At 47.7% G+C, this 22,773-nt stretch carries 27 protein-coding genes; 22 read left to right on the top strand and 5 right to left on the bottom strand.

The genetic code is table 11. From position 1 onward, the window contains the following. Positions 1–33: 33 nt before the first annotated feature. Positions 34–348 (bottom strand): hypothetical protein, encoded by a 315-nt coding sequence (locus tag LBCZ_RS07610; RefSeq protein WP_010488042.1) that lies wholly within the window; start codon positions 346–348, stop codon positions 34–36. Positions 349–472: 124 nt separating this feature from the next. Further along, positions 473–664 carry a hypothetical protein gene (locus LBCZ_RS07605; RefSeq protein ID WP_025012450.1) on the bottom strand — a complete coding sequence of 64 codons (192 nt, stop codon included), beginning with the start codon at positions 662–664 and terminating at the stop codon, positions 473–475. Positions 665–905: 241 nt separating this feature from the next. Between LBCZ_RS07605 and LBCZ_RS07600 the strand changes: the two genes are divergently transcribed. From LBCZ_RS07600 to LBCZ_RS07545, 12 genes are all read left to right on the top strand, one after another. Next, positions 906–1,247: a putative DNA-binding protein gene (locus LBCZ_RS07600; protein ID WP_025012451.1), complete on the top strand. Its 342-nt coding sequence runs from the start codon at positions 906–908 to the stop codon at positions 1,245–1,247. Between the two features lie 12 nt (positions 1,248–1,259). Then, on the top strand, positions 1,260–2,696 hold the full coding sequence (gene ffh, locus LBCZ_RS07595; protein ID WP_039639084.1) for a signal recognition particle protein: 1,437 nt from the start codon (positions 1,260–1,262) through the stop codon (positions 2,694–2,696). Positions 2,697–2,791: 95 nt separating this feature from the next. Then, positions 2,792–3,067, top strand: coding sequence for a 30S ribosomal protein S16 (rpsP, locus tag LBCZ_RS07590; protein ID WP_003564756.1), 276 nt, complete (start codon positions 2,792–2,794; stop codon positions 3,065–3,067). A gap of 12 nt (positions 3,068–3,079) precedes the next feature. Next, positions 3,080–3,334, top strand: coding sequence for a KH domain-containing protein (locus LBCZ_RS07585; protein WP_025012452.1), 255 nt, complete (start codon positions 3,080–3,082; stop codon positions 3,332–3,334). A gap of 69 nt (positions 3,335–3,403) precedes the next feature. Next, on the top strand, positions 3,404–3,922 hold the full coding sequence (gene rimM, locus LBCZ_RS07580) for a ribosome maturation factor RimM (RefSeq protein ID WP_025012453.1): 519 nt from the start codon (positions 3,404–3,406) through the stop codon (positions 3,920–3,922). Further along, positions 3,912–4,700 (top strand): tRNA (guanosine(37)-N1)-methyltransferase TrmD, encoded by a 789-nt coding sequence (gene trmD / locus LBCZ_RS07575; protein ID WP_025012454.1) that lies wholly within the window; start codon positions 3,912–3,914, stop codon positions 4,698–4,700. Before rimM ends, trmD begins: the two co-directional genes overlap by 11 nt. Positions 4,701–4,900: 200 nt before the next feature. Then, a complete protein-coding gene (rplS, locus tag LBCZ_RS07570) occupies positions 4,901–5,248 on the top strand; it encodes a 50S ribosomal protein L19 (RefSeq protein WP_010488055.1) in 348 nt (115 codons plus the stop codon). A gap of 244 nt (positions 5,249–5,492) precedes the next feature. Beyond that, positions 5,493–5,669: a hypothetical protein gene (locus LBCZ_RS16115; RefSeq protein ID WP_010488057.1), complete on the top strand. Its 177-nt coding sequence runs from the start codon at positions 5,493–5,495 to the stop codon at positions 5,667–5,669. Positions 5,670–5,700: 31 nt separating this feature from the next. Then, a complete protein-coding gene (locus LBCZ_RS07560) occupies positions 5,701–5,946 on the top strand; it encodes a DUF896 domain-containing protein (RefSeq protein WP_010488059.1) in 246 nt (81 codons plus the stop codon). Positions 5,947–6,006: 60 nt separating this feature from the next. Next, positions 6,007–6,228 carry a YneF family protein gene (locus LBCZ_RS07555; protein WP_010488061.1) on the top strand — a complete coding sequence of 74 codons (222 nt, stop codon included), beginning with the start codon at positions 6,007–6,009 and terminating at the stop codon, positions 6,226–6,228. Between the two features lie 190 nt (positions 6,229–6,418). Beyond that, the gene (locus LBCZ_RS07550) at positions 6,419–8,176 is read left to right on the top strand and encodes an ABC transporter ATP-binding protein (protein ID WP_025012455.1); all 1,758 of its coding nucleotides are present in this window, start codon (positions 6,419–6,421) and stop codon (positions 8,174–8,176) included. Then, on the top strand, positions 8,166–9,974 hold the full coding sequence (locus LBCZ_RS07545; RefSeq protein ID WP_025012456.1) for an ABC transporter ATP-binding protein: 1,809 nt from the start codon (positions 8,166–8,168) through the stop codon (positions 9,972–9,974). The genes LBCZ_RS07550 and LBCZ_RS07545 overlap by 11 nt, the downstream gene beginning before the upstream one ends. Positions 9,975–10,056: 82 nt before the next feature. On the opposite strand, the gene LBCZ_RS07540 is transcribed toward LBCZ_RS07545, so the two are convergent. From LBCZ_RS07540 to LBCZ_RS07530, 3 genes are all read right to left on the bottom strand, one after another. Continuing rightward, a complete protein-coding gene (locus LBCZ_RS07540) occupies positions 10,057–10,839 on the bottom strand; it encodes a DUF1003 domain-containing protein (RefSeq protein WP_025012457.1) in 783 nt (260 codons plus the stop codon). 38 nt (positions 10,840–10,877) lie between these two features. Next, complete coding sequence (locus LBCZ_RS07535) at positions 10,878–12,272, bottom strand: amino acid permease (RefSeq protein ID WP_025012458.1); 1,395 nt, start codon at positions 12,270–12,272, stop codon at positions 10,878–10,880. Positions 12,273–12,457: 185 nt separating this feature from the next. Continuing rightward, positions 12,458–13,108: a lysophospholipid acyltransferase family protein gene (locus LBCZ_RS07530; protein WP_025012459.1), complete on the bottom strand. Its 651-nt coding sequence runs from the start codon at positions 13,106–13,108 to the stop codon at positions 12,458–12,460. Positions 13,109–13,190: 82 nt separating this feature from the next. Here LBCZ_RS07530 and LBCZ_RS07525 point away from each other — a divergent pair, with 82 nt between their 5' ends. From LBCZ_RS07525 to LBCZ_RS07480, 10 genes are all read left to right on the top strand, one after another. After that, positions 13,191–13,925 (top strand): tRNA1(Val) (adenine(37)-N6)-methyltransferase, encoded by a 735-nt coding sequence (locus tag LBCZ_RS07525; protein ID WP_032958368.1) that lies wholly within the window; start codon positions 13,191–13,193, stop codon positions 13,923–13,925. Then, positions 13,915–14,181, top strand: coding sequence for a GIY-YIG nuclease family protein (locus LBCZ_RS07520; protein WP_025012461.1), 267 nt, complete (start codon positions 13,915–13,917; stop codon positions 14,179–14,181). Before LBCZ_RS07525 ends, LBCZ_RS07520 begins: the two co-directional genes overlap by 11 nt. Positions 14,182–14,336: 155 nt before the next feature. Continuing rightward, complete coding sequence (gene rpsB, locus LBCZ_RS07515; protein ID WP_010488078.1) at positions 14,337–15,125, top strand: 30S ribosomal protein S2; 789 nt, start codon at positions 14,337–14,339, stop codon at positions 15,123–15,125. An 84-nt stretch (positions 15,126–15,209) separates the two neighbouring features. Then, positions 15,210–16,091 carry a translation elongation factor Ts gene (tsf, locus tag LBCZ_RS07510; RefSeq protein WP_039639079.1) on the top strand — a complete coding sequence of 294 codons (882 nt, stop codon included), beginning with the start codon at positions 15,210–15,212 and terminating at the stop codon, positions 16,089–16,091. Positions 16,092–16,317: 226 nt separating this feature from the next. Beyond that, positions 16,318–17,037, top strand: coding sequence for a UMP kinase (pyrH, locus tag LBCZ_RS07505; protein WP_010488080.1), 720 nt, complete (start codon positions 16,318–16,320; stop codon positions 17,035–17,037). Next, a complete protein-coding gene (gene frr, locus LBCZ_RS07500; RefSeq protein WP_025012462.1) occupies positions 17,037–17,594 on the top strand; it encodes a ribosome recycling factor in 558 nt (185 codons plus the stop codon). Before pyrH ends, frr begins: the two co-directional genes overlap by 1 nt. A gap of 513 nt (positions 17,595–18,107) precedes the next feature. Then, positions 18,108–18,860: an isoprenyl transferase gene (locus LBCZ_RS07495; protein WP_025012463.1), complete on the top strand. Its 753-nt coding sequence runs from the start codon at positions 18,108–18,110 to the stop codon at positions 18,858–18,860. 35 nt (positions 18,861–18,895) lie between these two features. Further along, positions 18,896–19,684, top strand: a complete 789-nt coding sequence (locus tag LBCZ_RS07490; RefSeq protein ID WP_010488089.1) for a phosphatidate cytidylyltransferase — start codon at positions 18,896–18,898, stop codon at positions 19,682–19,684. Positions 19,685–19,700: 16 nt separating this feature from the next. Then, positions 19,701–20,942: an RIP metalloprotease RseP gene (rseP, locus tag LBCZ_RS07485; protein ID WP_025012464.1), complete on the top strand. Its 1,242-nt coding sequence runs from the start codon at positions 19,701–19,703 to the stop codon at positions 20,940–20,942. A gap of 23 nt (positions 20,943–20,965) precedes the next feature. Next, a complete protein-coding gene (locus LBCZ_RS07480; protein ID WP_039639073.1) occupies positions 20,966–22,696 on the top strand; it encodes a proline--tRNA ligase in 1,731 nt (576 codons plus the stop codon). Positions 22,697–22,773 lie beyond the last annotated feature (77 nt).

The raw sequence follows: 22,773 nt of genomic DNA, 5'->3' as shown, positions 1-22,773 counted from the left end.
CGTTAAGGTGCGTCAATCCAGCGCGTTGATGATTTAGGCTGTCTGGACTTTCTTTTCCCGGCCAAAAATGACTTGTAAGATAACCAAGACAAGGTAGCCGATTAGCAGGTAGGTGAACCAAGCGGATGGTTGGACTTTACTTGCAAACCAGTATTGTTGCCATGCCGTATTGCTCATGATCCACGCAAATAACCAGCCTAAAAGACCGAAAATGGTGTTGATAATAGCAAAGAACCATAAATTGCCGTTTTCATGGTTGCTCAGGTAAACACATGAGAAAACCAAACTCCACAATCCCCAAGCAGCAAGGACAGCAAACACGGCCCAGTAAATAAAGGTTGCGACCATATTCTTCCCTCCAATTTTTCACATGTTCAGTGTACCACGAAATGAGGCAAAACTGGAAATGTGAATCCGCTTTCGTAGATCCGTCCTGTTAGAGAACAGACAATGTGCGAATGTAGCTCTATATCTACACAAGTTGGACATATTCTTTAATCAACGTCACTTTATCTTGGTCGCTACGATGATACACCAGCTCTTGCGCTAGTGCGATCGCCAGAAAGTGATAGTCGTTCTCATCAAGCAGATTGATGGTAGCGTCAACTAAATCATCGGTAGTTTTAAAACCAGCTGCTGTCATTTTTAGATCCGTTTTTTGCATGTGAAATCTTGTCCTTTCCTAAATGACGATAAGGCGGTTGTAACCGATTACATTTTAAATACTTAATGAACGCTCGTCTAGGTTGCCGTTTTTTATAAACGTGCTGGACCGTGAGATGCGCTGACTATTTTCCGGTGACAATTGACCATTTCCAACGATACCGGTATCCTTATACAAGGACCATGTTCAAGCGGCCGGAGAACTGATGTACCGGCAATCATGGGATCAAAGGAATGACATGATGGAAATCGAAAAAAATTATCGCATGAACTCATTGTTTGAGTTTTATGGCCCGTTATTAACGGATAAACAACATGCGTATTTGGCTTTGTATTACGGTGATGATTATTCGCTGGGTGAAATTGCGACTGAATTTAACGTGTCGCGCCAGGCGGTTTACGACAATATTCGGCGAACCGAAGCTAGCTTGGAAGAATATGAAAAGAAGCTGCATCTTTTTGCCAACTACCAAGCGCAAAATGAGGCAGTGGATGCGCTGGTGGGCTATGTCCGCGCCCATTACCCGGACGACAAGGCTTTGAGCACATTATTAGAACGAGTCGCGGATCAAACCGCGAAATAGCAGGGGGATACTATGGCATTTGAAGGATTATCGGAACGGTTACAGAAAGCCTTTAGCGGATTACGGCGTAAAGGCAAGGTCAGTGAAAGCGACGTTCGCGAGGCCATGCGGGAAATTCGGCTGGCGTTGCTGGAAGCCGATGTCAATTTTGATGTGGTTAAGACGTTCATCAAAAACGTCCGCACTAAAGCAGTTGGTACAGAAGTACTCGAAAGCCTGACCCCCGCCCAACAAATCATTAAGATTGTCAACGGCGAGTTAGTCAAAACCATGGGCGAGGCCGCGGTGCCGCTGAACAAGGCGCCGCATATTCCAACCGTTATTATGATGGCTGGGTTGCAAGGGGCCGGGAAAACTACAACGGTCGGCAAGCTGGCCAAGTATTTGATGGACAACGAGAAGGCGCGGCCTTTGCTGATCGCGGCCGACGTTTATCGACCGGCAGCGATTGATCAGCTGCAAACCATCGGCAAGCAACTAAATGTGCCGGTGTTCGAGATGGGCACCGATACCGATCCGGCTGAAATTGTGCGGCAAGGCTTGGCCACCGCCAAAGAAAACAAGAACGATTACGTGCTCATTGATACGGCTGGCCGATTGCAAATTGATGAAAAGCTCATGAACGAGCTTAAGAACATCAAAGCACTTGCGCATCCGAATGACATTTTGCTGGTCGTGGATGCCATGACCGGTCAAGCGGCGGTTGATGTTGCCAAAGGCTTCAATGAACAGCTGGATATTACCGGAGTTGTTTTGACGAAGTTGGATGGTGATACCCGTGGCGGGGCAGCACTGTCAATTCGCGCGGTCACTGGCAAGCCGATCAAGTTCATCGGGCAAGGCGAAAAGATGGACGCCTTGGATGTCTTTTATCCGGACCGGATGGCCAATCGGATTCTTGGCATGGGTGACATGCTGACGCTGATTGACAAAGCCCAAAAGAACTATGATGAAAAGCAAGCTCAGGAAGTCGCTGAGAAGATCCGTGAGAATTCGTTTGATTTTAACGATTTCCTCGATCAGATGGATCAAATTAGCAAAATGGGGCCGCTTGAGGACATCATGAAGATGATTCCCGGGATGGCGAATAATAAGGCGCTGGCAAATGTCAAAATGGATCCTAAGGACATTGCCCACATGAAGGCTATTGTTTATTCGATGACCCCGCAGGAACGGGAAAATCCGGATTTGCTGAATCCGAGTCGGCGGCGGCGGATTGCCGGTGGTTCCGGCCGGCCGGTTGTTGAAGTCAATCGAATGATCAAGCAGTTCAACCAAAGTAAACAAATGATGAACCAGATGAGCAAAGGCAATATGAAGGGTCTTGACGGGCTCATGGGTGGCGGTGTTTCCGGTAAGCTAGGAAAAATGGCGATGAACTCCATGGTCCGCAAGCAAAAACGCAACAAGAAGAAGCGGCTTAAAAAGGCCAAGCGATTCCATTCATAAGCCGAACAATTTTCCGTGTAAAGAAAAAAGGCTTTACAGCTTAATTTTTTTTTGCTATGCTATCAAGGTTGATAAATGAGCAGGAGGTGGACTTAGTGGCAGTTAAAATTCGTTTAAAGCGGATGGGTTCAAAGCGTAAGCCTTTCTACCGGATCGTTGTAGCAGACTCACGCTCGCCGCGTGACGGTCGTTTCATCGAAGCCGTGGGCTATTACAACCCGTTGACTAATCCAGTCGATTTAAAGTTAAATGAAGAAGATATTTTGAATTGGCTTCAAAAAGGCGCACAACCTTCAGATACTGTACGTAACTTGCTTGGCAGCAAGGGCATCATGCAGAAGTATCACGAAGCGCGCTTTGCTAAGAAATAAAGGCGGTCTTAAATGGTGGATATCGGTAGTTTGATCAAAGCCATTGTTACCCCGCTGGTTACCAAGCCAGAAGCCGTAAAGGTGACGGCGCATGAAACAGGCGAGTATATGGCCTTTGATCTGGCTGTTGCGCCTGAAGATGTCGGCCGCGTGATCGGCAAACAGGGCCGGGTTGCCCAGGCAATCCGAACCATTGTATACAGTGTTAAAAGCCCGTACGATAAGCGGGTGCGGCTCAATATTTTGGATGCGCCGCATACAAAATAAAAAGGCTGGCGCATACCGCGTCGGTCTTTTTATTTTGACCTGACTGGTGGAGACATAAGGAGGAAATGTATGCCCGAGTATTATGATATTGGCACGATTGTGAATACCCATGGCATCCGCGGTGAAGTCCGTGTGCTTGTGACGACGGATTTTCCGGAGCAGCGGTTTCAGGTGGGGAAGACGGTCTATGTTGCGACTTCGCCCAAAACGGCGCTGACGATTCAATCGGTTCGCGAACATAAAGGCCTCACAATGCTGACGTTTAAAGGCTATACGGATATTAACCAGGTTTTACCGTTCAAAGGGAAAAAAATGCAGGTCACGGATGCTGCCTTACAGCCGCTTGAAGCCGGTAGCTATTATTATAAAGATATTATCGGCTTGACGGTGATTGATGAGCATGGTCAGACACTCGGCAAAGTCAGTGAGATTCTCAGCCCCGGTCCTAATGATGTCTGGGTAATTCCCCGCGCCGGTAAAAGTGAGATTTTGTTGCCGTTTTTAAAGTCTGTGGTACAGTCGATTGATCTGGAACGCAAGGAAGCGCACGTCATCGTGCCGGAAGGGTTGATTGACGATGCAGATTGACGTTTTAAGCTTGTTTCCAAATATGTTTGAGCCATTGCGCGAAAGCATGATCGGGAAGGCGCTTGAACGCCACCTGCTTAACTTTGATGTGGTTGATTATCGCAGTTATAGCCATGACAAACACCATCACGTAGATGACACGCCTTATGGTGGCGGTTCTGGCATGTTGCTCAAGCCGGAACCGCTGTTTGAGGCCATGGATGGGGTCAATCAACGCCATCCGGGGCCTAAGCGGGTTATTTTGATGGATCCGGCAGGCAAAAAGTTCGACCAGCAAGCCGCCCGGGAACTCTCGCAAGAAAGCCACCTGGTCTTCATTTGTGGGCATTACGAAGGTTATGATGAACGGATTCGGACACTTGTCACCGATGAATATTCACTTGGCGACTATGTCCTAACCGGCGGCGAGCTGCCGGCAATGGTCATGATTGATGCCATTGTCCGGCTTTTGCCAGGTGTTTTGGGTAATGACGAAAGCGCCCACACCGACAGTTTTGAAAATGGCCTGCTCGAGTACCCGCAATACACCCGCCCGCCTGAATATCGCGGTATGAAGGTGCCTGAAGTCCTCCAAAATGGCAACCATCAGCTGATTGCCCGTTGGCGGTTAAAGGAAAGCCTGCGCCGAACCTATCTGCGGCGACCGGATTTGCTTGAGCGGGTCGAACTTGATGATGCCGCCAAAAAACTGTTACGCGAGGTTAAAACAGAAGAGGCCACAAAAGCAGCAGAAAGACGATTGAACGCTTTCGAACAGAACACAGAGGATACCGATTGAGAATAAAGCGCGAAATGATAGGACGTTTTTGGCGGAATCTGTATTGTTGTGTCGGTGCATAGTGGCTGGACAATCTTGTAAAGAATTTTATCTTTACACGCATCACCGGACATGCTAAACTTATTGATTGTGATACGTCACATATCAACGGCATTCCGCTGTTCGGGATGATTATGAATGTCGGCAAAGGAGAAAGACCAATGAACCCATTGATTCAAGAAATTACCAAGAAACAGTTACGCGACGATATTCCTGACTTCCGTGCAGGCGATAACGTCCGCGTCCACGCTAAGATTGTCGAAGGCGAACGCGAACGTATTCAGCTCTTTGAAGGCGTTGTAATCAAACGTCGCGGTGTTGGCATTTCCGCTACCTACACTGTTCGTAAAATCTCAAACGGTGTCGGTGTGGAACGGACATTCCCATTACACTCCCCGCGGGTCGAAAAGATTGAAGTCACCCGTCACGGCCAAGTTCGTCGGGCAAAACTCTACTACCTACGCGCACTCCGCGGCAAAGCAGCACGTATCCGCGAAAAGCGTCGTTAATCTTGGAAAAGGCCGGAAACGGTCTTTTTTTGTTTTGAGCGTGAACCGGCGCGTTTAGAAGTCGGAGTGTAAGTGGCCTTGGGCGTAATGGCCGGGCTTTGGCCATTGCGACCAAGGTCCTTACACGCAGACTTCTGCGCCGGTGAACGCGTTATGAGACTCATCGAAATTTCTAGCCCAACTTCGCCACACCAGAGAAAAAACACTCGATCACCGCGCCACGACAGACTCGAGGTGAAGGCTCATGAACGATCAGTTGATTTATGTTGTCTACTACGCGGACCGCTTGGCACCTATCGAGTTGCTCAAAGCCTTCTCTTCTCGGCGCCGTGCCGCAGAATATGTTGCGATGTTACAAAATGCGCCGTATCCTGATCATGAAGCCGCAAATTATCACTACCACGCGGTTCAACTAAATTAAGTGATGCTAGTAAAACTTAGGGGGCAACATGATGGCACAACAACCACAAGAACGACTGGATCGGATCAATGAATTAGCCAAGAAAGATCGTAGCGTAGGGTTGACACCTGAGGAAAAAATCGAACGTCAACAGCTACGTGAAGCTTATTTAAAAGATTTTCGTGCCGGTTTACGCGATCAAATCGAGCACACGCAGGTTTTTGATAAAAAAGGACATGAAATTACCAGCAAGAAAGTCCAAAAAATTCAACGCGAACATGGTTGGCGAAAAGATTAGTCTTTTCAACAACAAAGCGCTTTAGTACAATGAGAAATGAAACTTGAAGGAGGCCGCACATTGCTAATCACAATACTTGTGGGGATCATTGCGTTACTGGTCGGCTTGGCAGGCGGATTCTTCGGCGCACGGGCATATATGAAAAAGTATTTTCAAGATAATCCGCCTGTGAACGAAGACATGCTGCGCACCATGATGATGCAAATGGGGCAAAAGCCATCTGCTAAGAAACTGAACCAAATGATGGCGCAAATGAAACAAGCCCAACGTAATGCTAAGTAATTGCTAAGGAAACGCGGTGACAGAGATCTTTTCTGTCATCGCGTTTTCGCGTCCTAACGATGTTTGTGCTATCATGAGAGAATATTCATAACTAACGGCGCTTATGAGAAAACATAAGTCATTTATTTCATAAAGCAAAAAGCCTGTTTCTGAACGCGCGAATCAGGCTGGCAATTTAAGGAGCATGGTTGTGGGAATTTTTAGAAAATTAGGGTGGTATTTCAAACAGGAGTGGCGGCGTTATCTGTTAGGTGTGACTTTTTTACTATTAGTCGCGTTGGTTAATTTAATTCCGCCAAAGGTCATCGGTGATCTGGTTGATGCAATGAGTAAATCACGGCTGACAGGCGATTATCTTGCCCTTATGCTGGGGCTGCTGCTGTTCTCCGGGATTGCGCAATATCTCTTCCGTTATGGGTGGCGGAATGCAATCTGGGGCGGGGCCGTAAAGTTGGAGCGCACGTTGCGGACCCGTTTATTTTGGCATTTTATGAAAATGGACGCGACTTTTTATCAAAAACATCGCACCGGGGATTTGATGGCACATGCTACCAATGATTTAAACGCGGTGCAAAACGTGGCTGGTGCCGGAATTTTGACCTTATTTGATTCGTTCATTACCGGAGGCACGACCATTATCGCGATGATTTTGGTCGTTGATTGGCGTCTGACGATTGTGGCGATTTTGCCGATGCCTCTGCTGGCCGTGATGGCGCGTAAGTTAGGCACCAGACTGCATGCGGCGTTTTCCGAGTCGCAGGCGGCATTTTCGCGGTTGAATGATAAAACGCAGGAAAGTGTCAGCGGCATCAAAGTGATCAAGACATTTGGCCAGGAAGCAGAGGATACCGCCGACTTTAACCGGATTGTCGATCGAACCGTGCAAATTAATCGCCGGGTTAATTTTATTGATGCATTGTTTGATCCGACGACTAGTCTGATTATGGGGCTTACTTATGTCATTACGATCATTTACGGCGGCTGGCAAGTAGTGCACGGGCAAATTTCAATTGGCCAGTTAGTTTCATTTGTGACCTATGTTTCGGCGTTAGTCTGGCCTATGTTTGCAATTGGCCGCCTGTTTAACATTCTTGAACGTGGGAATGCCAGCTATGATCGGGTCAACGAACTGCTTCAGGAACGTTCGACGATTCTCGAAGCCAAAGACGCGATTACCACGCCGGCGCATGGTAATATCCGGTATCAGATCAACAAGTTTAGTTACCCCAATGATCAGCAAGTGGCCTTGAGTCGGGTTCATTTTACCTTGTTGGAAGGCAACACGCTCGGGATTGTCGGGAAGGTCGGCGCCGGCAAGAGTACGATTTTCAAACTTCTGTTGCGTGAATTCGATAATTACGATGGGTTCATTGAGTTTGGCGGCCATAATATCAAAGATTATTCGCTCGATGCGCTGCTTGATTCGATCGGATATGTGCCGCAAGACAATTTTTTGTTTTCAACCACAGTAGCCGACAACATTCGTTTTTCCGCCTTTGAAAAGGGCCAGCAAGACGTAGAAAATGCCGCCAAGGAAAGTGCGGTGCATGATGATATCAAAAAATTTACATCAGGCTATGAAACCTTGGTTGGCGAAAAAGGCGTCAGCTTATCTGGCGGACAGAAACAACGCTTGGCCATCGCTCGAGCGGTCATCAATGCGCCTGAATTGTTGATCCTGGATGATGCCTTGTCAGCAGTGGATGCGAAAACCGAAGAAGAAATTCTGACCAACATGAAACGTGATCGCGCGCATAAAACAACGATCATTGCGGCTCATCGCTTGAGCTCAGTGATGCATGCCGATGAAATTATTGTTTTGGAAAACGGCCAAGTCATTGAGCGTGGTACACATGCCCAATTGTTGGCCAAACATGGTTGGTATGCCGAAATGTGGGCAAAGCAGGAAATGGAAGCAGCGGAGGAAGGTGACGTACGTGGCAAGTAAAGGTTACGAAAGTGCATGGTCTAAAAGTATCCCGGTGCGGCAACAGATTAAGATTATGCGTCGACTCATGGGCTTTACCCGACCGTACAAACGTCAATTCATCGGTGCGATAGTTGCTGCGGCGTTATTGGCAGGTATGAACGTCTTACTGCCAAAGATCCTGCAGATTTTTATGGATCGGTATTTGGCGAATCAAAGTGCGACCGTCAAAATTCTCCTATTGTTTGCGGTCTTATATGCATTCGCCACCTTGGTCAAAGCCGTCTTTCAGTTCTTCCAGACCTTTTTATTCAACATGGGCGCTGAACGCGGACTTGAAGATGCACGGCGGCAGTTGTTTGCCAAACTGCACACACTTGGCATGCGGTATTTTGATCAGACACCGGCTGGCTCGATTGTCTCGCGGGTCACGAATGATACCATGACCTTTTCTGATTTCTGGAACGTTATTTTAGCGGTCATTGTCGGCTTGTTCTCGGTCATCAGTAGCTTTGCTGTCATGTTTGCGGCTAATCCTAAAATTGCCCTGTTGGTGGCGGCGTTCTTACCTATTTTGCTAGTGGTCGTCTGGTATTACAGCACGTATAGTTCCAAAGTTTATCGGCACATGCGCGAAAAGCTTTCCGAGTTGAATACCCAGCTAAATGAGTCGATTGAAGGCATCAGCATTATTCAGCAATTTCGGCAGGAGAATCGGATCAGCCGTGAGTTTGAGGCAACTAATCAGGAATACCTGGATGCTCGTAAGGCCATGATTCGAGTGAACTCCTTGCTGCTGTCGTCTGTGATCAACTTGTTATATTCATTCGCATTGATTGCGGTTTTGTGGACGTTCGGGCTGATTTCCATGCATAGTTACGTCGAAGCAGGTTTGGTATACGCATTCACCACGTATACTGCCAATTTCTTCAATCCGATGGTGAACATGATGGATAGTCTCTCGTTTCTACAAGACGGGGTGGTTGCCGGCAGCCGAATTTTCCGGATTTTGGACAGCAAAGAATACGCGCCTGCACAGCACCCTAATGCCCATGCGGTGATTCAGCAAGGGAAAATCGAATTCCGTCACGTTAGTTTTGCTTATGATGGTAAGCACGATATTCTGCATGATATCAGTTTTGTCGCCAACCCCGGTGAGACGGTGGCATTAGTCGGGCATACCGGATCAGGTAAAAGTTCGATTATCAATGTCATGATGCGCTTTTACGAGTTTGGCAAAGGGCAGATTTTGATTGATGATGTCGACATTCGTGATTACCCGATGGAAGAATTGCGGAAGAAGCTTGGTTTGGTGCTGCAGGATTCCTTCATGTTTTATGGGGATATCAGTAGCAATATTCGCTTGTTCAATGATCAGATTACGGATCAGCAGGTTCAGCAAGCGGCAGAATTCGTTCAGGCGGATCGCTTCATCAACAAATTACCGGATCGTTATCATGCCAAGGTTATTGAAGGCGGGAGCGAGTTTTCCAGCGGCGAACGGCAGCTCATTTCATTCGCCCGCACGGTTGTGACGAATCCCAAGATTCTCGTCTTGGATGAGGCAACTGCCAATATCGACACAGAAACCGAGTCAGTGATTCAGGAGGGCTTGCGGCGTATTCGACAGGGACGGACGACGATCGCCATTGCCCATCGTCTTTCGACTATTCAGGATGCCAACCTTATTTTGGTACTGAATGCCGGGCGAATTGTCGAACGTGGGACGCATGAATCCTTATTGGCTAAACATGGTCGCTATTATGAAATGTATCATCTGCAAGTCGGTGACAGTGGCGCTGAATCCACTGACAAATGATGGTTATCCGAAAATTTGGTGTAAAAAAGAACATCCGCTGCTTGGTGAGTGGGCATCACATGCCACGCCAAATAGGGATGTTTTATTTTTTCGATTTTTCCTCGTGCACGGCCTTGTCGGTTTCATCCTGACTGGCTTTAAGTAGTTCAAGCTGTTGGCGGGTTTCCGTCAACTGGTTGACCATTTCGCCCATAACCTCAACTGTCAGGCGCTGACTTTCAAATAAATTCGGGTTGTCATCGGCAATAATGTGGTCCAGTTTGGAATGAAGTAAGCGAATCTCTTCTTCCGACTTAAGATTAACATGATAGTCATTCTTGGCTTCGAGTCGATCATACTCAGCCGCCCGGTTCTGACTCATCATAATGAGCGGTGCCTGTAATGCTGCTACCATACTCAAAAAGAGGTTTAATAAAATGAACGGGAACGGATCAAACTTATGGCCAAAGATGCCCACAGTGTTGAGAATCATCCAAACCACCATGAAGCCGGAGAAGATGATGATAAACGGCCATGAGCCGGTATACTTGGCAACCGCGTCAGCAATTCGTTCGCCGAATGTGTTCGTTGCTTCCATGTTGTCGTAAACATCGGTCAGTTGAAAATCATCCTTGACCAACGCTTGCGACATTTTGCGGTTGATCTTTTCATGTGCCCGCTCATCTTGGCGTTGTTGGCGTCGCATCCGTTCAAGCCGATAATTTAATAAATGCGAATTGCAGATAAAACTGTTCTTAGTGGCCTTGGGATAATCATTTTTGATGATATTGACAAGTTTAGTTTCCAGATCACTTAAGAAAAGCCCATCACTGATGGCATATACTTGACCATCAACAAGGCAGGTTGCTGTTTGTTTATTGACCAATATTATTTTCCTCTCTTAAGTAAATATGATGTTGATTGTTACCTGATTTTTGCTTCGGAAACGTGCCCGTGTCTGATGCCATAGCTGAAATAAATGACCAAGCCAAACGCAAACCACGCGAGACTCATAAGCCAGGTTTCAACACTTAATTGGGTCATGAGCAACAGGCAAAAGAGAAACGACACGATTGGCGTCACTGGGTAACCAGGGACGTGAAAGCCGTCGTTAGTGATGGCTTTATGTCGCCGTAACGGGATGATGCCGATGGACACAAACGCGAATGCAATCAGCGTGCCGATGTTAACAAGGTTGACCAGCTGGTTTAGCGGCACCAGCCCGCCCATGATCGCGATAATCGCAACCACTGTCCAGAGGGCATTTTCCGGTAGATGTCCGCTAATATGACCGAACCAACGGGGAAGCAAGCCATCACGGCCAATAGCATAAATCAATCGGGATGAGCTGTAAATCATCGTGACCATCATGGTGAACATACCTGCCAGTGCACCCACCGAAATGAAACCGCCAAGACCGCGTAAACGAACCGCACCGAGCGCAAACGCAACCGGATCAGCTACGTCCAGTTTGGTAAATGGCACCATCCCTGTCAAGACAATGGCGACTAAAACATATAAGATCGTGGCGATGATCAAGGTACCGATAATTCCCCGAGGCAAGGTGCGTTGAGGCTGCTTTACTTCAGGAGCTGAGGCCGACACCGCATCAAAGCCAAGGTAGGCAAAGAAAACCATGGCGGCCCCGGCGAGAACGCCTTTGGCACCAAATGGCAGGTAAGGATGCCAATTCGCCGGCTGAACGTAAAAGAAACCGACGATCACAAAAATAAGAATGATAAGCAATTTAACTAAAACCATGAGTCGATTGATCGCCATCGAAGACTGCATGCCACGCGAAAGCATAATGCCGATTAACAAAACGACAAGAACGGCAATCAGATTGACATAAGTACCGTGGCTAGGTGAGAACGGTCCGGCAATCGCTGCGGGCAGATGGATATGAAAACCGGTCAGCAAACTGGCAAAGTAGGCAGAAAAACTAGTCGAAACCGCGGCAACCGCCAACATGTATTCAAGAATCAAAGCCCAACCAATGATCCAACCAAAAACCTGACCGAAAACAATATTGCCATACGCATAAGCCGAACCCGCCACCGGCAGTGCCGAGGCAAATTCCGCATAACACATGGCAGCCAATGAACACACAACCGCCGCCAAAATGAACGCTATCGTGATTGCCGGGCCACTCGTTGTAGCGGCAACGGTACCAGGCAAAATAAAAATCCCAGTACCGATAACGGCACCAATGCCTAATGCAATCAAATCTCGCGTCGTTAAGCTTCGTGTCAGTAAATCATCAGCTTTAAGTGCGGCCGCCAAGTCTGGCTTACGGGTCATTCTTTTCCAAAGATTCATAAGGATACTTGTCCTTTCTATTCTGCGCCGGGGAGCGCGTTATGAAGAAGTGAGCGTGAGCCAACTCCTGTATCGGCGAACGCGTTGAGGGGGCTGAACGTTCACCGGGTACTACACCCAAAAGCACATAACATCAAACGGTTCAACACAAGCCCATCCAACGAAAAAGGTTCGACAAGCGAACCTCAAACGTCACCATGTTCTTTTTCTTCCAGATATTTCTTCTTATCAGGGATGTACTTATAATCCGGATTGATCGCGTGATCTAACGCCGCAAACTTTTCTTGCAACTGATCGCTAAAGGTTGCGAGCGCTTCGTCAGTCAGCCGACCTTTTGGAGGCTCAACCGGTGATCCGAAACGGACAATTGCAGGTTTACGTTTAAACAATGACCAAAAAGTTCCCGGGCCTTGATAGACAGCCGGTACAATCGGCGCTTTTGCCAACTTGGCAATCAGAATCGCCCCGCCTTTCATATCCGCGGAGTAACGCGAGCCGGTAGGGAAAATCATTAGCGCCTTATTTTCCTGCTTTAAAGCACGGACCGGAACCTTGATGGCACTGGGACCGGGATGCGCACGATCAACCGGGAAAGCCCCAACTTTAACAAGTAACCAGCGCAACAGGGGATTTTTAAACAATTCGCTTTTTGCCATAAATGAAAAATGGTGCGGCCAAGAGGCAAGTGCGAGGAAAACCGGGTCGAGCCAGGAGCGGTGAGGCGCAACCAGGACAAATGGCCCGTCAGGCAATTGTTGCTTATCCTGAGTCTTTACGTGTCCATTAATGAGCCAGAGTAAACCGGCTACGACATAACGTAGAAAACTATAAAACATGGCTTATTCTTCCTTCATGGTTAAACTTTTGTGGTAAATTATACCATTGTAAACCAGCTTTCGGAGGAAAAAGGTGTTGGAGATGTCATTATTGCCAGGTGAACGGGTCGACGTGCTGGCCAGTCGCAACATTAAAATCATACAAAGTGCCGCTGTATTCTCGTTTTCATTAGATGCAGTTTTACTGGCCAATTTCGCCCAAGTCAAGCGTCACAGCCGAATAGTGGACTTAGCAGCTGGCAATGGTGCGGTCGGGCTTTTTTTGGCACGCGAAACAGATGGCCAGGTGACCATGGTGGAATTACAACCGCGGTTGGCAGATATGGCGCGTCGCAGTGTTGAATTGAATTATTTAACAAATGTTGATGTGCACGTGGGTGATTTAGCACAGACAACTCAGGTGGTCGCAAAGGATTCAGTTGATGTTGTGACGTGTAATCCTCCCTATTTTAAGGTGAGTGACCAAAGTATCACCAACCCGAATGATCATCTTGCTTTGGCGCGACATGAATTAACCACTGACTTCGCTACTGTGACAAAAGTCAGCGCCGATTTATTGAAGTATCAAGGCAAAGCCTATTTTGTTCACCGCCCGGAACGCTTGGTGGAATTGTTAGCAACCTTGACCGCGGCCGGTTTGGCGCCTAAGCAGTTGCAATTCATTCATCCGCGCGAGGATCGAGAGGCAAACATGGTTTTGATTGCAGCCATCAAAGCCGGACGACCGGATGGCTTGCGAATCATGCCGCCATTGATTGTGCATGAGGCAGATGGCAGCTATACGCCAGTCGTCAGGAGGTTCTTGCATGGTGAGTAAGTATTATTACTTTTACGTACTCTTATGCGCCGATGGAACCTTCTATGGCGGCTTTACTGATGATGTTGAAGCGCGATTAGCCACGCACAATGCCGGTAAGGGTGCGAAGTATACGGCATCGCGGCGACCGGTTCGGTTGTTGTACCAGGAAGCGTTTCCCGAAAAGCACGAAGCACTGTCGGCGGAATGGCATTTTAAACATCAAAGTCGTCACAAAAAAGAGCAATTTTTAACCGCACATCATGTCAAGTGGTAGGGCTTGTCAAAGTCGTGGAAAGTCTGTATACTTTATCGAGTGCGGTATGCACAAACCACATTGACTGACTGATCGTGAGTGGGGTGCTTCCTTTGAAGTCCACCTGCGAGCTGACGTTGTCAAGAGGAATAAAACCATAATGGAGGAACAAACAGATGGCAGTATTAAGCATGAAACAGCTTCTTGAAGCTGGTGTACATTTCGGGCATCAAACCCGTCGTTGGAATCCTAAGATGAAGCCGTATATCTTTACGGAAAGAAACGGTATCTACATCATCGATCTGCAAAAGACCGTTAAGATGATTGACGATGCTTATAATTTCGTTAAGGAAGAAGCCCAAAACGGCGGCGTTTTCTTGTTTGTCGGAACAAAGAAGCAGGCTCAAGATGCCATTGCTGAAGAAGCAACCCGCGCTGGTCAATACTACGTTAATCACCGTTGGCTCGGTGGTACGCTGACCAACTGGAACACGATTCAAACCCGGATCAAGCGGCTTAAAGACATCAAGAAGATGGCTACAGATGGCACTTTTGATGTCCTTCCTAAGAAAGAAGTTTCACTTCTGAAGAAGCAACAAGAAAAGCTTGAAAAATTCCTTGGCGGCATCGAAGACATGCCACGGATTCCGGATGTGCTGTTCATTGTTGACCCACGCAAGGAAAAGATTGCGGTTCAGGAAGCACAAAAGCTGAACATTCCGATCGTTGCGATGGTTGATACAAACACCGATCCTGATGATATTGATGTCATCATTCCTTCTAACGATGACGCGATTCGTGCCGTTCGTCTGATTACTTCCAAGATGGCTGATGCAATCATTGAAGGCAACCAGGGTGAAGACCAAGGCGACGACCAGGACCAGCAGCCAGCTGCCGATAAGAAGGCTGACTCCATGGAAGATATCGTGGAAGCCGTTGAAGGCGACAACAAGAGCGCTAACTAATTAATTAAACATTAAGCTGTCTGAGGGTTTCGCATACTGCAAGATCTGCAGGCAGCTTTTTTACAATCAAGGAGGATCAGATCCATGGCTCAAATTACTGCTGCACAAGTTAAAGAATTACGTGACCGCACCCAGGTTGGGATGATGGATGCCAAGAAGGCGTTGGTCGCAGCTGACGGCGATATGGACAAGGCGATTGATGTCTTGCGCGAAAAAGGTTTGGCAAAAGCGGCTAAGAAGAGCGGCAACATTGCGGCTGAAGGTTTGGCAGAAATCGCCGTTGATGGCAACACTGCTGCAATTGTCGAAGTGAACTCGGAAACCGATTTTGTGGCTTCGAATGATCAGTTTAAAGACTATGTCAACAAAGTAGCAGCGGCGATTGCTGCTAACAAGCCAGCTGATCTTGACGCTGCCAAGGCAACCAAGATGAGCGATGGCCAGACAATCGATGAAGGTGCCATCGCGTTGACCGCGGTTATTGGTGAAAAGATCAGTTTGCGGCGTTTCCAAGTCGTTACCAAAACAGACAATGAACATTTTGGTGCCTACTTGCATAACGGTGGCCAAATTGCTGCCTTGACGGTTCTGGATGGTGCCGATGACGATACTGCAAAAGATGTTGCGATGCATGTTGCTGCTATCAACCCTGAATATCTGGATCGCAGCAAGGTCCCAGCTGATGAATTGAAGCATCAGACAGATATTTTCACCGAAGAAACCAAGAACGAAGGCAAGCCAGAAAAGATTGTCCCTCGTATCGTTGAAGGCCGGGTTAACAAGTGGTTGAGCGAGATTTCATTGGTTGATCAGGAATTTGTTAAGGATCCGGACCAAACCGTTGCCAAGTACGTTGCTGCTAAGGGTGGCACCGTCAAGGGTTACGTTCGTTATGAAGTCGGCGAAGGTATTGAAAAGAAACAAGAAAACTTTGCTGATGAGGTCATGGACCAAATCAAGGGTTAATGGCCCAACAAAAGGGGGACTGTCGACGAGGCAGGGCCCCTTTTCTATGGCAAAATGAAGGCGCCACGTTTTGGACAAAGGAAAGTTGGATGTCAGCGGGCGTCATGAATTTTTAGCCATCCAGTTGAAGAGCTGGTAAAACAGGGCAGTTGTCTGCAGCTTCTTGCCGCAGAAATGCTGCGACTATGGTAAAATAGTGCCAGCAACCAACGGAGGGATAAGATACATGGTCAAATATAATCGGATCGTTTTAAAAATCAGCGGAGAAGCGCTGGCAGGAGAGGCTGGTTTTGGGATTAAGCCGCCCGTCATCGCGACGATCGCTGAACAAATCAAGCAGGTGCATGAACTGGGTGTGCAAATCGCCATTGTTTGCGGCGGGGGCAATATCTGGCGCGGCGAAACCGGTGCCGAAATGGGTATGGAACGCGCGCAAGCCGATTACATGGGCATGTTAGCTACCGTCATGAATGCATTGGCCTTGCAGGATAATCTGGAAAGCCAAGGTGTCCCGACTCGGGTACAAACGTCGATCGAGATGCGGCAGATTGCGGAACCTTACATTCGACGCAAGGCCATTCGCCATTTAGAAAAGGGCCGAGTGGTGATCTTCGCTGGCGGTACCGGCAACCCGTACTTCAGTACAGACACAACGGCAGCGTTACGTGCTGCAGAAATCGGTGCTGATGTCATTTTGATGGCGAAGAACAACGTCGATGGCGTATACTCGGCTGATCCTAATAAAGATACCCACGCCGTGAAGTACGAAAGTCTCACGCACATGGATATCATCAACAAGGATCTGAAAGTCATGGACTCAACCGCCAGCACGTTGTCAATGGACAATGACATCGACTTAGTTGTCTTTAACTTGAATGAGCCCGGTAATATCAAACGGGTTGTGGAAGGCCAAAAGATCGGCACCACAATCGAAGGGAGAAGCTAATGGCAAATCAAATTATCGAACACGCAAAAACCAATATGGGCAAAACCGAAGAATCATTGCAGCGCGAACTAGGCAATATTCGCGCAGGTCGCGCCAACGCCAGTTTACTTAATCAGATTACGGTGGAATATTATGGTGCACCGACGCCGTTGAACCAGATGGCAGCCATCACTGTTCCTGAAGCGCGGGTCTTACAAATTAGCCCTTATGACAAATCTGCGCTGAAAAACATTGAAACGGCCATTAATGCTAGTGATTTGGGCATTAATCCGGCTAATGATGGCGACGTGATTCGTCTGGTGATTCCGCAACTCACAGGCGAGCGCCGGAAGGAAATTGCTAAAGAAGTCGGTAAATTTTCCGAAAATGCCAAAATTGCAGTGCGCAATATCCGGCGTGAAGGACTTGACAAGCTGAAACGTCAGGAAAAAGACGGTGATATCACCGAAGACGAATTGCATCGGCTTGAAAAAGACATGCAAAAAGTTACGGATGAAGCAACCAAGCGCATTGATGATATTGCCGCAGCGAAGGAAAAAGAAATTACCGAAGTTTGAGATCACTGAAGCTTAATGGTTGTGGGCAAACCTCAGAGGAAATCTGGGGTTTTTGTTTTTTTGGTGGTGCAACGTGAGGAGAATTTGCCGATGCTGCATGGAAACGCGCTCACTGGCGCAGAAGTCTGCGTGTAAGGACCTCTAGCTCAAATGGCCAAAGCTTTTGCGTCTGACATGCGAGGAAGATTTGCCGATACTGCATGGAAACGCGCTCACTGGCCCAGAAATCTGCGTGTAAGGACCTTGGTCGCAATGGCACAAGGTTTTTCACTTTCAACTGCCGGTGTTGACTGAAGCACTGTTAACCGATGCTGCACGGAAACGCGCTCCCCAGCGCAGAAGCTTGCGTGTAAGGACCTTGACCGCGATGGCCAAAGCCCGGCCATCGCGGTCAAGCCCACTTACACTCCAGCTTCTACCCGCGCTGGCTCGCGCTCTTGTCTTTTTTCTGCTACAATCGTTTAAGACATTTGGTGCTTGAGGGTACCATGGACGTTGTGAGGAGGCGCCAGTTTGGCCACAGCCAAGGGTTCTAAAGTAAAGCTTGATCTTTCACGTATTCCTGCGCATATTGCGATTATCATGGATGGTAATGGCCGCTGGGCGAAGCGGCGGTTTTTGCCGCGAGTTGCCGGGCATAAGCAGGGCATGCAAAATGTTAAAACCATTACCAAAGCAGCGAGTCGCCTTGGCGTTAAGGTTTTGACTTTGTATGCTTTTTCAACCGAAAATTGGAAGCGGCCAGGTTCTGAGGTCAATTACTTAATGCGCTTGCCAGTGGACTTTTTTAATGACTTCATGCCTGATTTAATCAAGGAAAATGTTAAAGTTGAAGTTATGGGTGAGTTGACCGACTTGCCTGAGCCGACACGGCAAGCGAGTGAAAAGGCAATGGCTGATACGGCTAATAATACCGGGATGATCCTCAACTTTGCTTTAAACTATGGCGGTCGTGATGAATTGGTTCACGCCGCTCAAAAGTTGGCTAAGCAGGTTCAAGAAGGTGCACTCAAGCCAGAGGAAATTGATGATTCCCATTTTTCGTCTGCTTTGATGACAGGATTTCTGGGCCCGTTGGCTGATCCGGACCTGCTGATTCGGACCAGTGGCGAGTTGCGGATTTCTAACTTTTTACTGTGGCAGATTGCTTACAGTGAACTGGTTTTTGTGGATGATTATTGGCCGGACTTCTCACCGGCTGCCCTTGAGTCGGCGATCGCAGCCTATCAAGCGCGCGATCGTCGCTTTGGCGGTTTAAAAAAATAATCAATTAATGAAATGGTGATGGAGGATTTATTATCATGAAACAACGGGTCATAACGGCGGTCGTTGCCTTAGCGATTTTTATTCCGATTTTAATCCTGGGCGGCGGTTGGATCGATACAGCCGGGGCGGTCTTGGCATTGATTGCTTTGTCAGAAGTCTATATTATGCGGAAGCGGATTATTCTTTCGCCGGATTTCCTGATTGCGGCGCTTGGTGTCTTGGTCGTGGTTTTGCCAAATAGCTTTTTCCGCTGGCTGCCTGCCTTTTTGGGCCGTATCGATTTGATTTATGTTGCGGTTGCCTTGTTGCTATTCTTAACGGTCACGACCAAAAATCGGACAACCTTCGACGATATCGGCGTCTCGGTGCTCTCGTTCTTTTACATTGGAACCGGTTTTCATTATCTGATCAGCGTGCGGAATGATGCGGGGTTGGATACGTTGATGTTTGCGCTGCTGATTGTCTGGCTCACCGATACCGGTGCTTATATGATTGGCCGTAAGTTGGGCCGTCACAAACTATGGCCGGCGATTAGCCCCAACAAAACGATTGAAGGCAGCATCGGCGGCATTGTTCTGGCGTTGATTACCGCTGCTATTTACTTAATGTTTTTACCGCAATACTATACATTCTGGCCGATGATGGGCATTGCGCTGTGTTTATCCGTTATCGGGCAAATCGGGGATTTGATTGAATCCGCGTTGAAACGGTTTTATGGCGTTAAGGATTCCGGGAAAATTTTGCCGGGACACGGCGGCATCTTGGATCGATTCGACAGTCTACTGCTGGTATTGCCAATGTTGCATCTCTTTGGCATTGTCTAACCTTTAAGGAGCACATATGACCACAATCATTGCCTTTATTGTTATCTTCTGCATTCTTGTGGTGGTTCACGAGTTTGGCCATTTCTACTTTGCAAAACGCAGCGGTATTCTGGTGCGTGAATTTTCGATTGGCATGGGCCCGAAGCTTTGGGCGTCGCATAAAAATAATACGACCTATACATTGCGTCTGTTGCCACTGGGCGGTTATGTGCGTATGGCAGGCTGGCAGGACGATGAAGATGATATCAAACCAGGCACAATGCTGAGCCTGATTTTGAACGATGCCGGTAAAGTTGTCCGCATTAATGCCAGTGACAAAACAACATTAGAAGGCGGCATGCCGGTTCAGGTCAGTCGTGTCGATTTGGTCAAGGATCTTATCATCGAAGGCTATCCGAATGGTGATGAAGATTCCTTGCAAAGTTGGCAGGTTGATCATGACGCCACTATCATCGAAGAAGATGGCACAGAAGTCCAGATTGCGCCGGAAGACGTGCAATTTCAAAATGCACCGGTTTGGCGACGACTACTGGTTAACTTTGCCGGACCGATGAATAACTTTATTCTCGCTATTTTGACGTTCATCATTTATGGCCTGATTTTTGGTGTGCAGATTTTCAACACTAATCAGGTTGGAACCGTTCTTCCCGACTACCCGGCTGCCCAAGCAGGACTTAAATCGAATGCTAGAGTTGAGTCGATTGACGGCAAAAAGATCCATTCATTTACGGATCTTTCAACACAGGTCAGCAAACATACCGGCAAATCAGTCATGTTTACTGTCAAGCAGGATGGCAAAACGCAAAATATTGCGATTAAACCGGATAAGAAAGGTAAGATTGGCGTGATGGTGCCCGTTGAGAAGTCACCGGCGCGCGCCTTTACTTATGGGTTTACCCAAACATGGGATCTAGCTGTTCGTACATGGGATGTCTTGAAGTCAATGGTCACTGGCGGTTTTTCACTTAATAAGCTCGCCGGGCCAGTCGGTATTTATACCATGACCAGCCAAAGTGCTAAAGGTGGACTGGCTGGCTTGTTGTTCTTCATGGGTTACCTAAGCCTTGGTTTGGGGATTTCCAACCTATTGCCGATTCCGGTCTTGGACGGCGGGAAAATTCTATTAAACCTGATCGAAATCATTCGGCGCAAACCACTCAAACCGGAAACTGAAGGTGTGGTCACGATGATCGGTCTGGGTTTGATGGTCTTGTTGATGCTCGCCGTCACAATTAATGACATTATGCGTTACTTTTAAATAAACTAGCTTTGGAGGCTGACATGAAACAATCACGGATGTTTATTCCCACAGAAAAAGAAGTACCGAGTTCGGCGGAAGCAGAGTCACATAAAATGATGTTGCGTTCTGGCTTTGTTCGCCAAGTTCAAGCTGGTGTTTATGCTTATTTGCCGCTCGCCGAACGCGTCCTAACTCGCATTGAAGCCATCATTGACGATGAAATGACGAAGATTGATGCGGTTAAGATGAAGATGCCGGTCTTGTTACCAGCCGAACTCTGGGAAGAATCCGGACGTTATGAAACTTATGGACCGAACTTGTTTAAGCTGAAAAATCGGCAGGATCGTAAAATGATTCTAGGGCCGACCCATGAAGAAACCTTTACGGATTTGGTTCGCAATGAACTAAAATCTTATAAACGCATGCCGCTGGTTCTTTATCAAATTCAGGATAAGTTCCGCGATGAAGATCGTCCGCGTTATGGCGTGTTGCGGGGTCGCGAATTTATTATGAAAGATGCCTATTCGTTTACCAGCAATGATCAGGATCTGGATACGATTTATCGCCAGATGGAGCATGCTTACACCAATATTTTTGATCGCTTAGGGCTGCGCTACCGCACCATTATTGGTGATGGTGGGGCCATGGGTGGTAAGGATTCCAAGGAGTTCTCCGCGATTGCGCCAATTGGTGAAGATACCATCGTCTATTCGGATAGTTCCGACTATGCTGCCAATTTGGAAATGGCCACCAGCATGGCGCTACCTAAACAAGGCGTGGAAGCCCAGGCGGAATTAAAACCGGTTGATACCAAAGATGCCAAAACCATCGCTGAAGTCGCAGCATTATTGAAGGTGCCTGAGCAAAAAATGATTAAGGCCGTTTTGTTCATGGCTGATGGCGCGCCGGTTCTGGCCTTGGTGCGTGGTGATTATGAAGTGAACGACACCAAGCTAAAGAACATTTTAGGTGCGGACTTTCTTGAAATGGCAACCCCTGAACAGGTTGAGACGGTCATGCATGCTGAAGTTGGCAATATCGGTCCGGTTAACGTCGACAAAGACGTGCGGATTATTGCCGATAACAGTTTAAGCGGTTTGACGAACCTGGTGGCAGGTGCCAATAAGGCGCACACTCATTTTTTAAATGTTAACTTTGATCGCGATGTCACGCCGGAAAGCTTTGCTGATATCCGGTTTGTCAAGGAAGGCGAAGTCTCGCCGGATGGCCAAGGCGTGCTTAAGTTTACGCGTGGGATCGAAATCGGCCATATCTTTAAGTTAGGCACACGTTACTCAGAAACCATGGGTGCCAATTTTCTCGACGAAAATGGCCGTAGCCAACCCATCATCATGGGCTCATATGGGATCGGTGTTTCGCGCTTGCTTTCAGCGATTGCCGAACAGCAAGCTGACGATCATGGCTTGATTTGGCCAACGACGATTGCACCATTTGACATTCACTTAATTCCGGTTAATCTAAAACGCGAGGAACAAAAGACGCTGACTGCCTCAATTGAAAGTATGCTTGAAGAAGCTGGTTACAGTGTTTTGGTTGATGATCGCAATGAACGGCCGGGGGGTAAATTCGCTGACTCTGACTTGATCGGGGTACCATTACGCGTGACAGTCGGGAAAAAAGCGGTCGACGAGATTGTTGAACTGAAGTTGCGTAAAACCGGCGAGACCATTGAAGTCAAGAAGGAAGAGCTGATCAGTTCGATCAAAATCCTCATGGCCCAGCTGCATAAACAAGAACAAGCAAAAGCATAATTGATTACGATGATGCTGGGGCAAAATCGCCAATCCGATGATCGCCATGTCGAAAGCAATTTCGACATGGCATTGAT

The organism is Lacticaseibacillus casei DSM 20011 = JCM 1134 = ATCC 393 (genome assembly GCF_000829055.1).
In the GTDB taxonomy this organism is placed as follows: Bacteria; Bacillota; Bacilli; order Lactobacillales; family Lactobacillaceae; genus Lacticaseibacillus; species Lacticaseibacillus casei.
The sequence above is the reverse complement of the archived record's forward strand: the minus strand, read 5'-3'. Positions and strand labels throughout refer to the sequence as shown.

What these genes read in the sequence shown, in the direction of transcription:
- tsf (WP_039639079.1), top strand. Translation starts at nt 15,210, where the DNA reads ATGGCTCAAATTACTGCTGCACAAGTTAAAGAATTACGTGACCGCACC.
- LBCZ_RS07585 (WP_025012452.1), top strand. Translation starts at nt 3,080, where the DNA reads ATGGTGGATATCGGTAGTTTGATCAAAGCCATTGTTACCCCGCTGGTT.
- LBCZ_RS07480 (WP_039639073.1), top strand. Translation starts at nt 20,966, where the DNA reads ATGAAACAATCACGGATGTTTATTCCCACAGAAAAAGAAGTACCGAGT.
- LBCZ_RS07490 (WP_010488089.1), top strand. Translation starts at nt 18,896, where the DNA reads ATGAAACAACGGGTCATAACGGCGGTCGTTGCCTTAGCGATTTTTATT.
- rimM (WP_025012453.1), top strand. Translation starts at nt 3,404, where the DNA reads ATGCCCGAGTATTATGATATTGGCACGATTGTGAATACCCATGGCATC.
- LBCZ_RS07605 (WP_025012450.1), bottom strand. Translation starts at nt 664, where the DNA reads ATGCAAAAAACGGATCTAAAAATGACAGCAGCTGGTTTTAAAACTACC.
- rpsB (WP_010488078.1), top strand. Translation starts at nt 14,337, where the DNA reads ATGGCAGTATTAAGCATGAAACAGCTTCTTGAAGCTGGTGTACATTTC.
- trmD (WP_025012454.1), top strand. Translation starts at nt 3,912, where the DNA reads ATGCAGATTGACGTTTTAAGCTTGTTTCCAAATATGTTTGAGCCATTG.
- LBCZ_RS07600 (WP_025012451.1), top strand. Translation starts at nt 906, where the DNA reads ATGGAAATCGAAAAAAATTATCGCATGAACTCATTGTTTGAGTTTTAT.
- frr (WP_025012462.1), top strand. Translation starts at nt 17,037, where the DNA reads ATGGCAAATCAAATTATCGAACACGCAAAAACCAATATGGGCAAAACC.
- LBCZ_RS07610 (WP_010488042.1), bottom strand. Translation starts at nt 348, where the DNA reads ATGGTCGCAACCTTTATTTACTGGGCCGTGTTTGCTGTCCTTGCTGCT.
- rplS (WP_010488055.1), top strand. Translation starts at nt 4,901, where the DNA reads ATGAACCCATTGATTCAAGAAATTACCAAGAAACAGTTACGCGACGAT.
- LBCZ_RS16115 (WP_010488057.1), top strand. Translation starts at nt 5,493, where the DNA reads ATGAACGATCAGTTGATTTATGTTGTCTACTACGCGGACCGCTTGGCA.
- LBCZ_RS07525 (WP_032958368.1), top strand. Translation starts at nt 13,191, where the DNA reads ATGTCATTATTGCCAGGTGAACGGGTCGACGTGCTGGCCAGTCGCAAC.
- LBCZ_RS07520 (WP_025012461.1), top strand. Translation starts at nt 13,915, where the DNA reads ATGGTGAGTAAGTATTATTACTTTTACGTACTCTTATGCGCCGATGGA.
- ffh (WP_039639084.1), top strand. Translation starts at nt 1,260, where the DNA reads ATGGCATTTGAAGGATTATCGGAACGGTTACAGAAAGCCTTTAGCGGA.
- LBCZ_RS07530 (WP_025012459.1), bottom strand. Translation starts at nt 13,108, where the DNA reads ATGTTTTATAGTTTTCTACGTTATGTCGTAGCCGGTTTACTCTGGCTC.
- pyrH (WP_010488080.1), top strand. Translation starts at nt 16,318, where the DNA reads ATGGTCAAATATAATCGGATCGTTTTAAAAATCAGCGGAGAAGCGCTG.
- LBCZ_RS07535 (WP_025012458.1), bottom strand. Translation starts at nt 12,272, where the DNA reads ATGAATCTTTGGAAAAGAATGACCCGTAAGCCAGACTTGGCGGCCGCA.
- rseP (WP_025012464.1), top strand. Translation starts at nt 19,701, where the DNA reads ATGACCACAATCATTGCCTTTATTGTTATCTTCTGCATTCTTGTGGTG.
- LBCZ_RS07560 (WP_010488059.1), top strand. Translation starts at nt 5,701, where the DNA reads ATGGCACAACAACCACAAGAACGACTGGATCGGATCAATGAATTAGCC.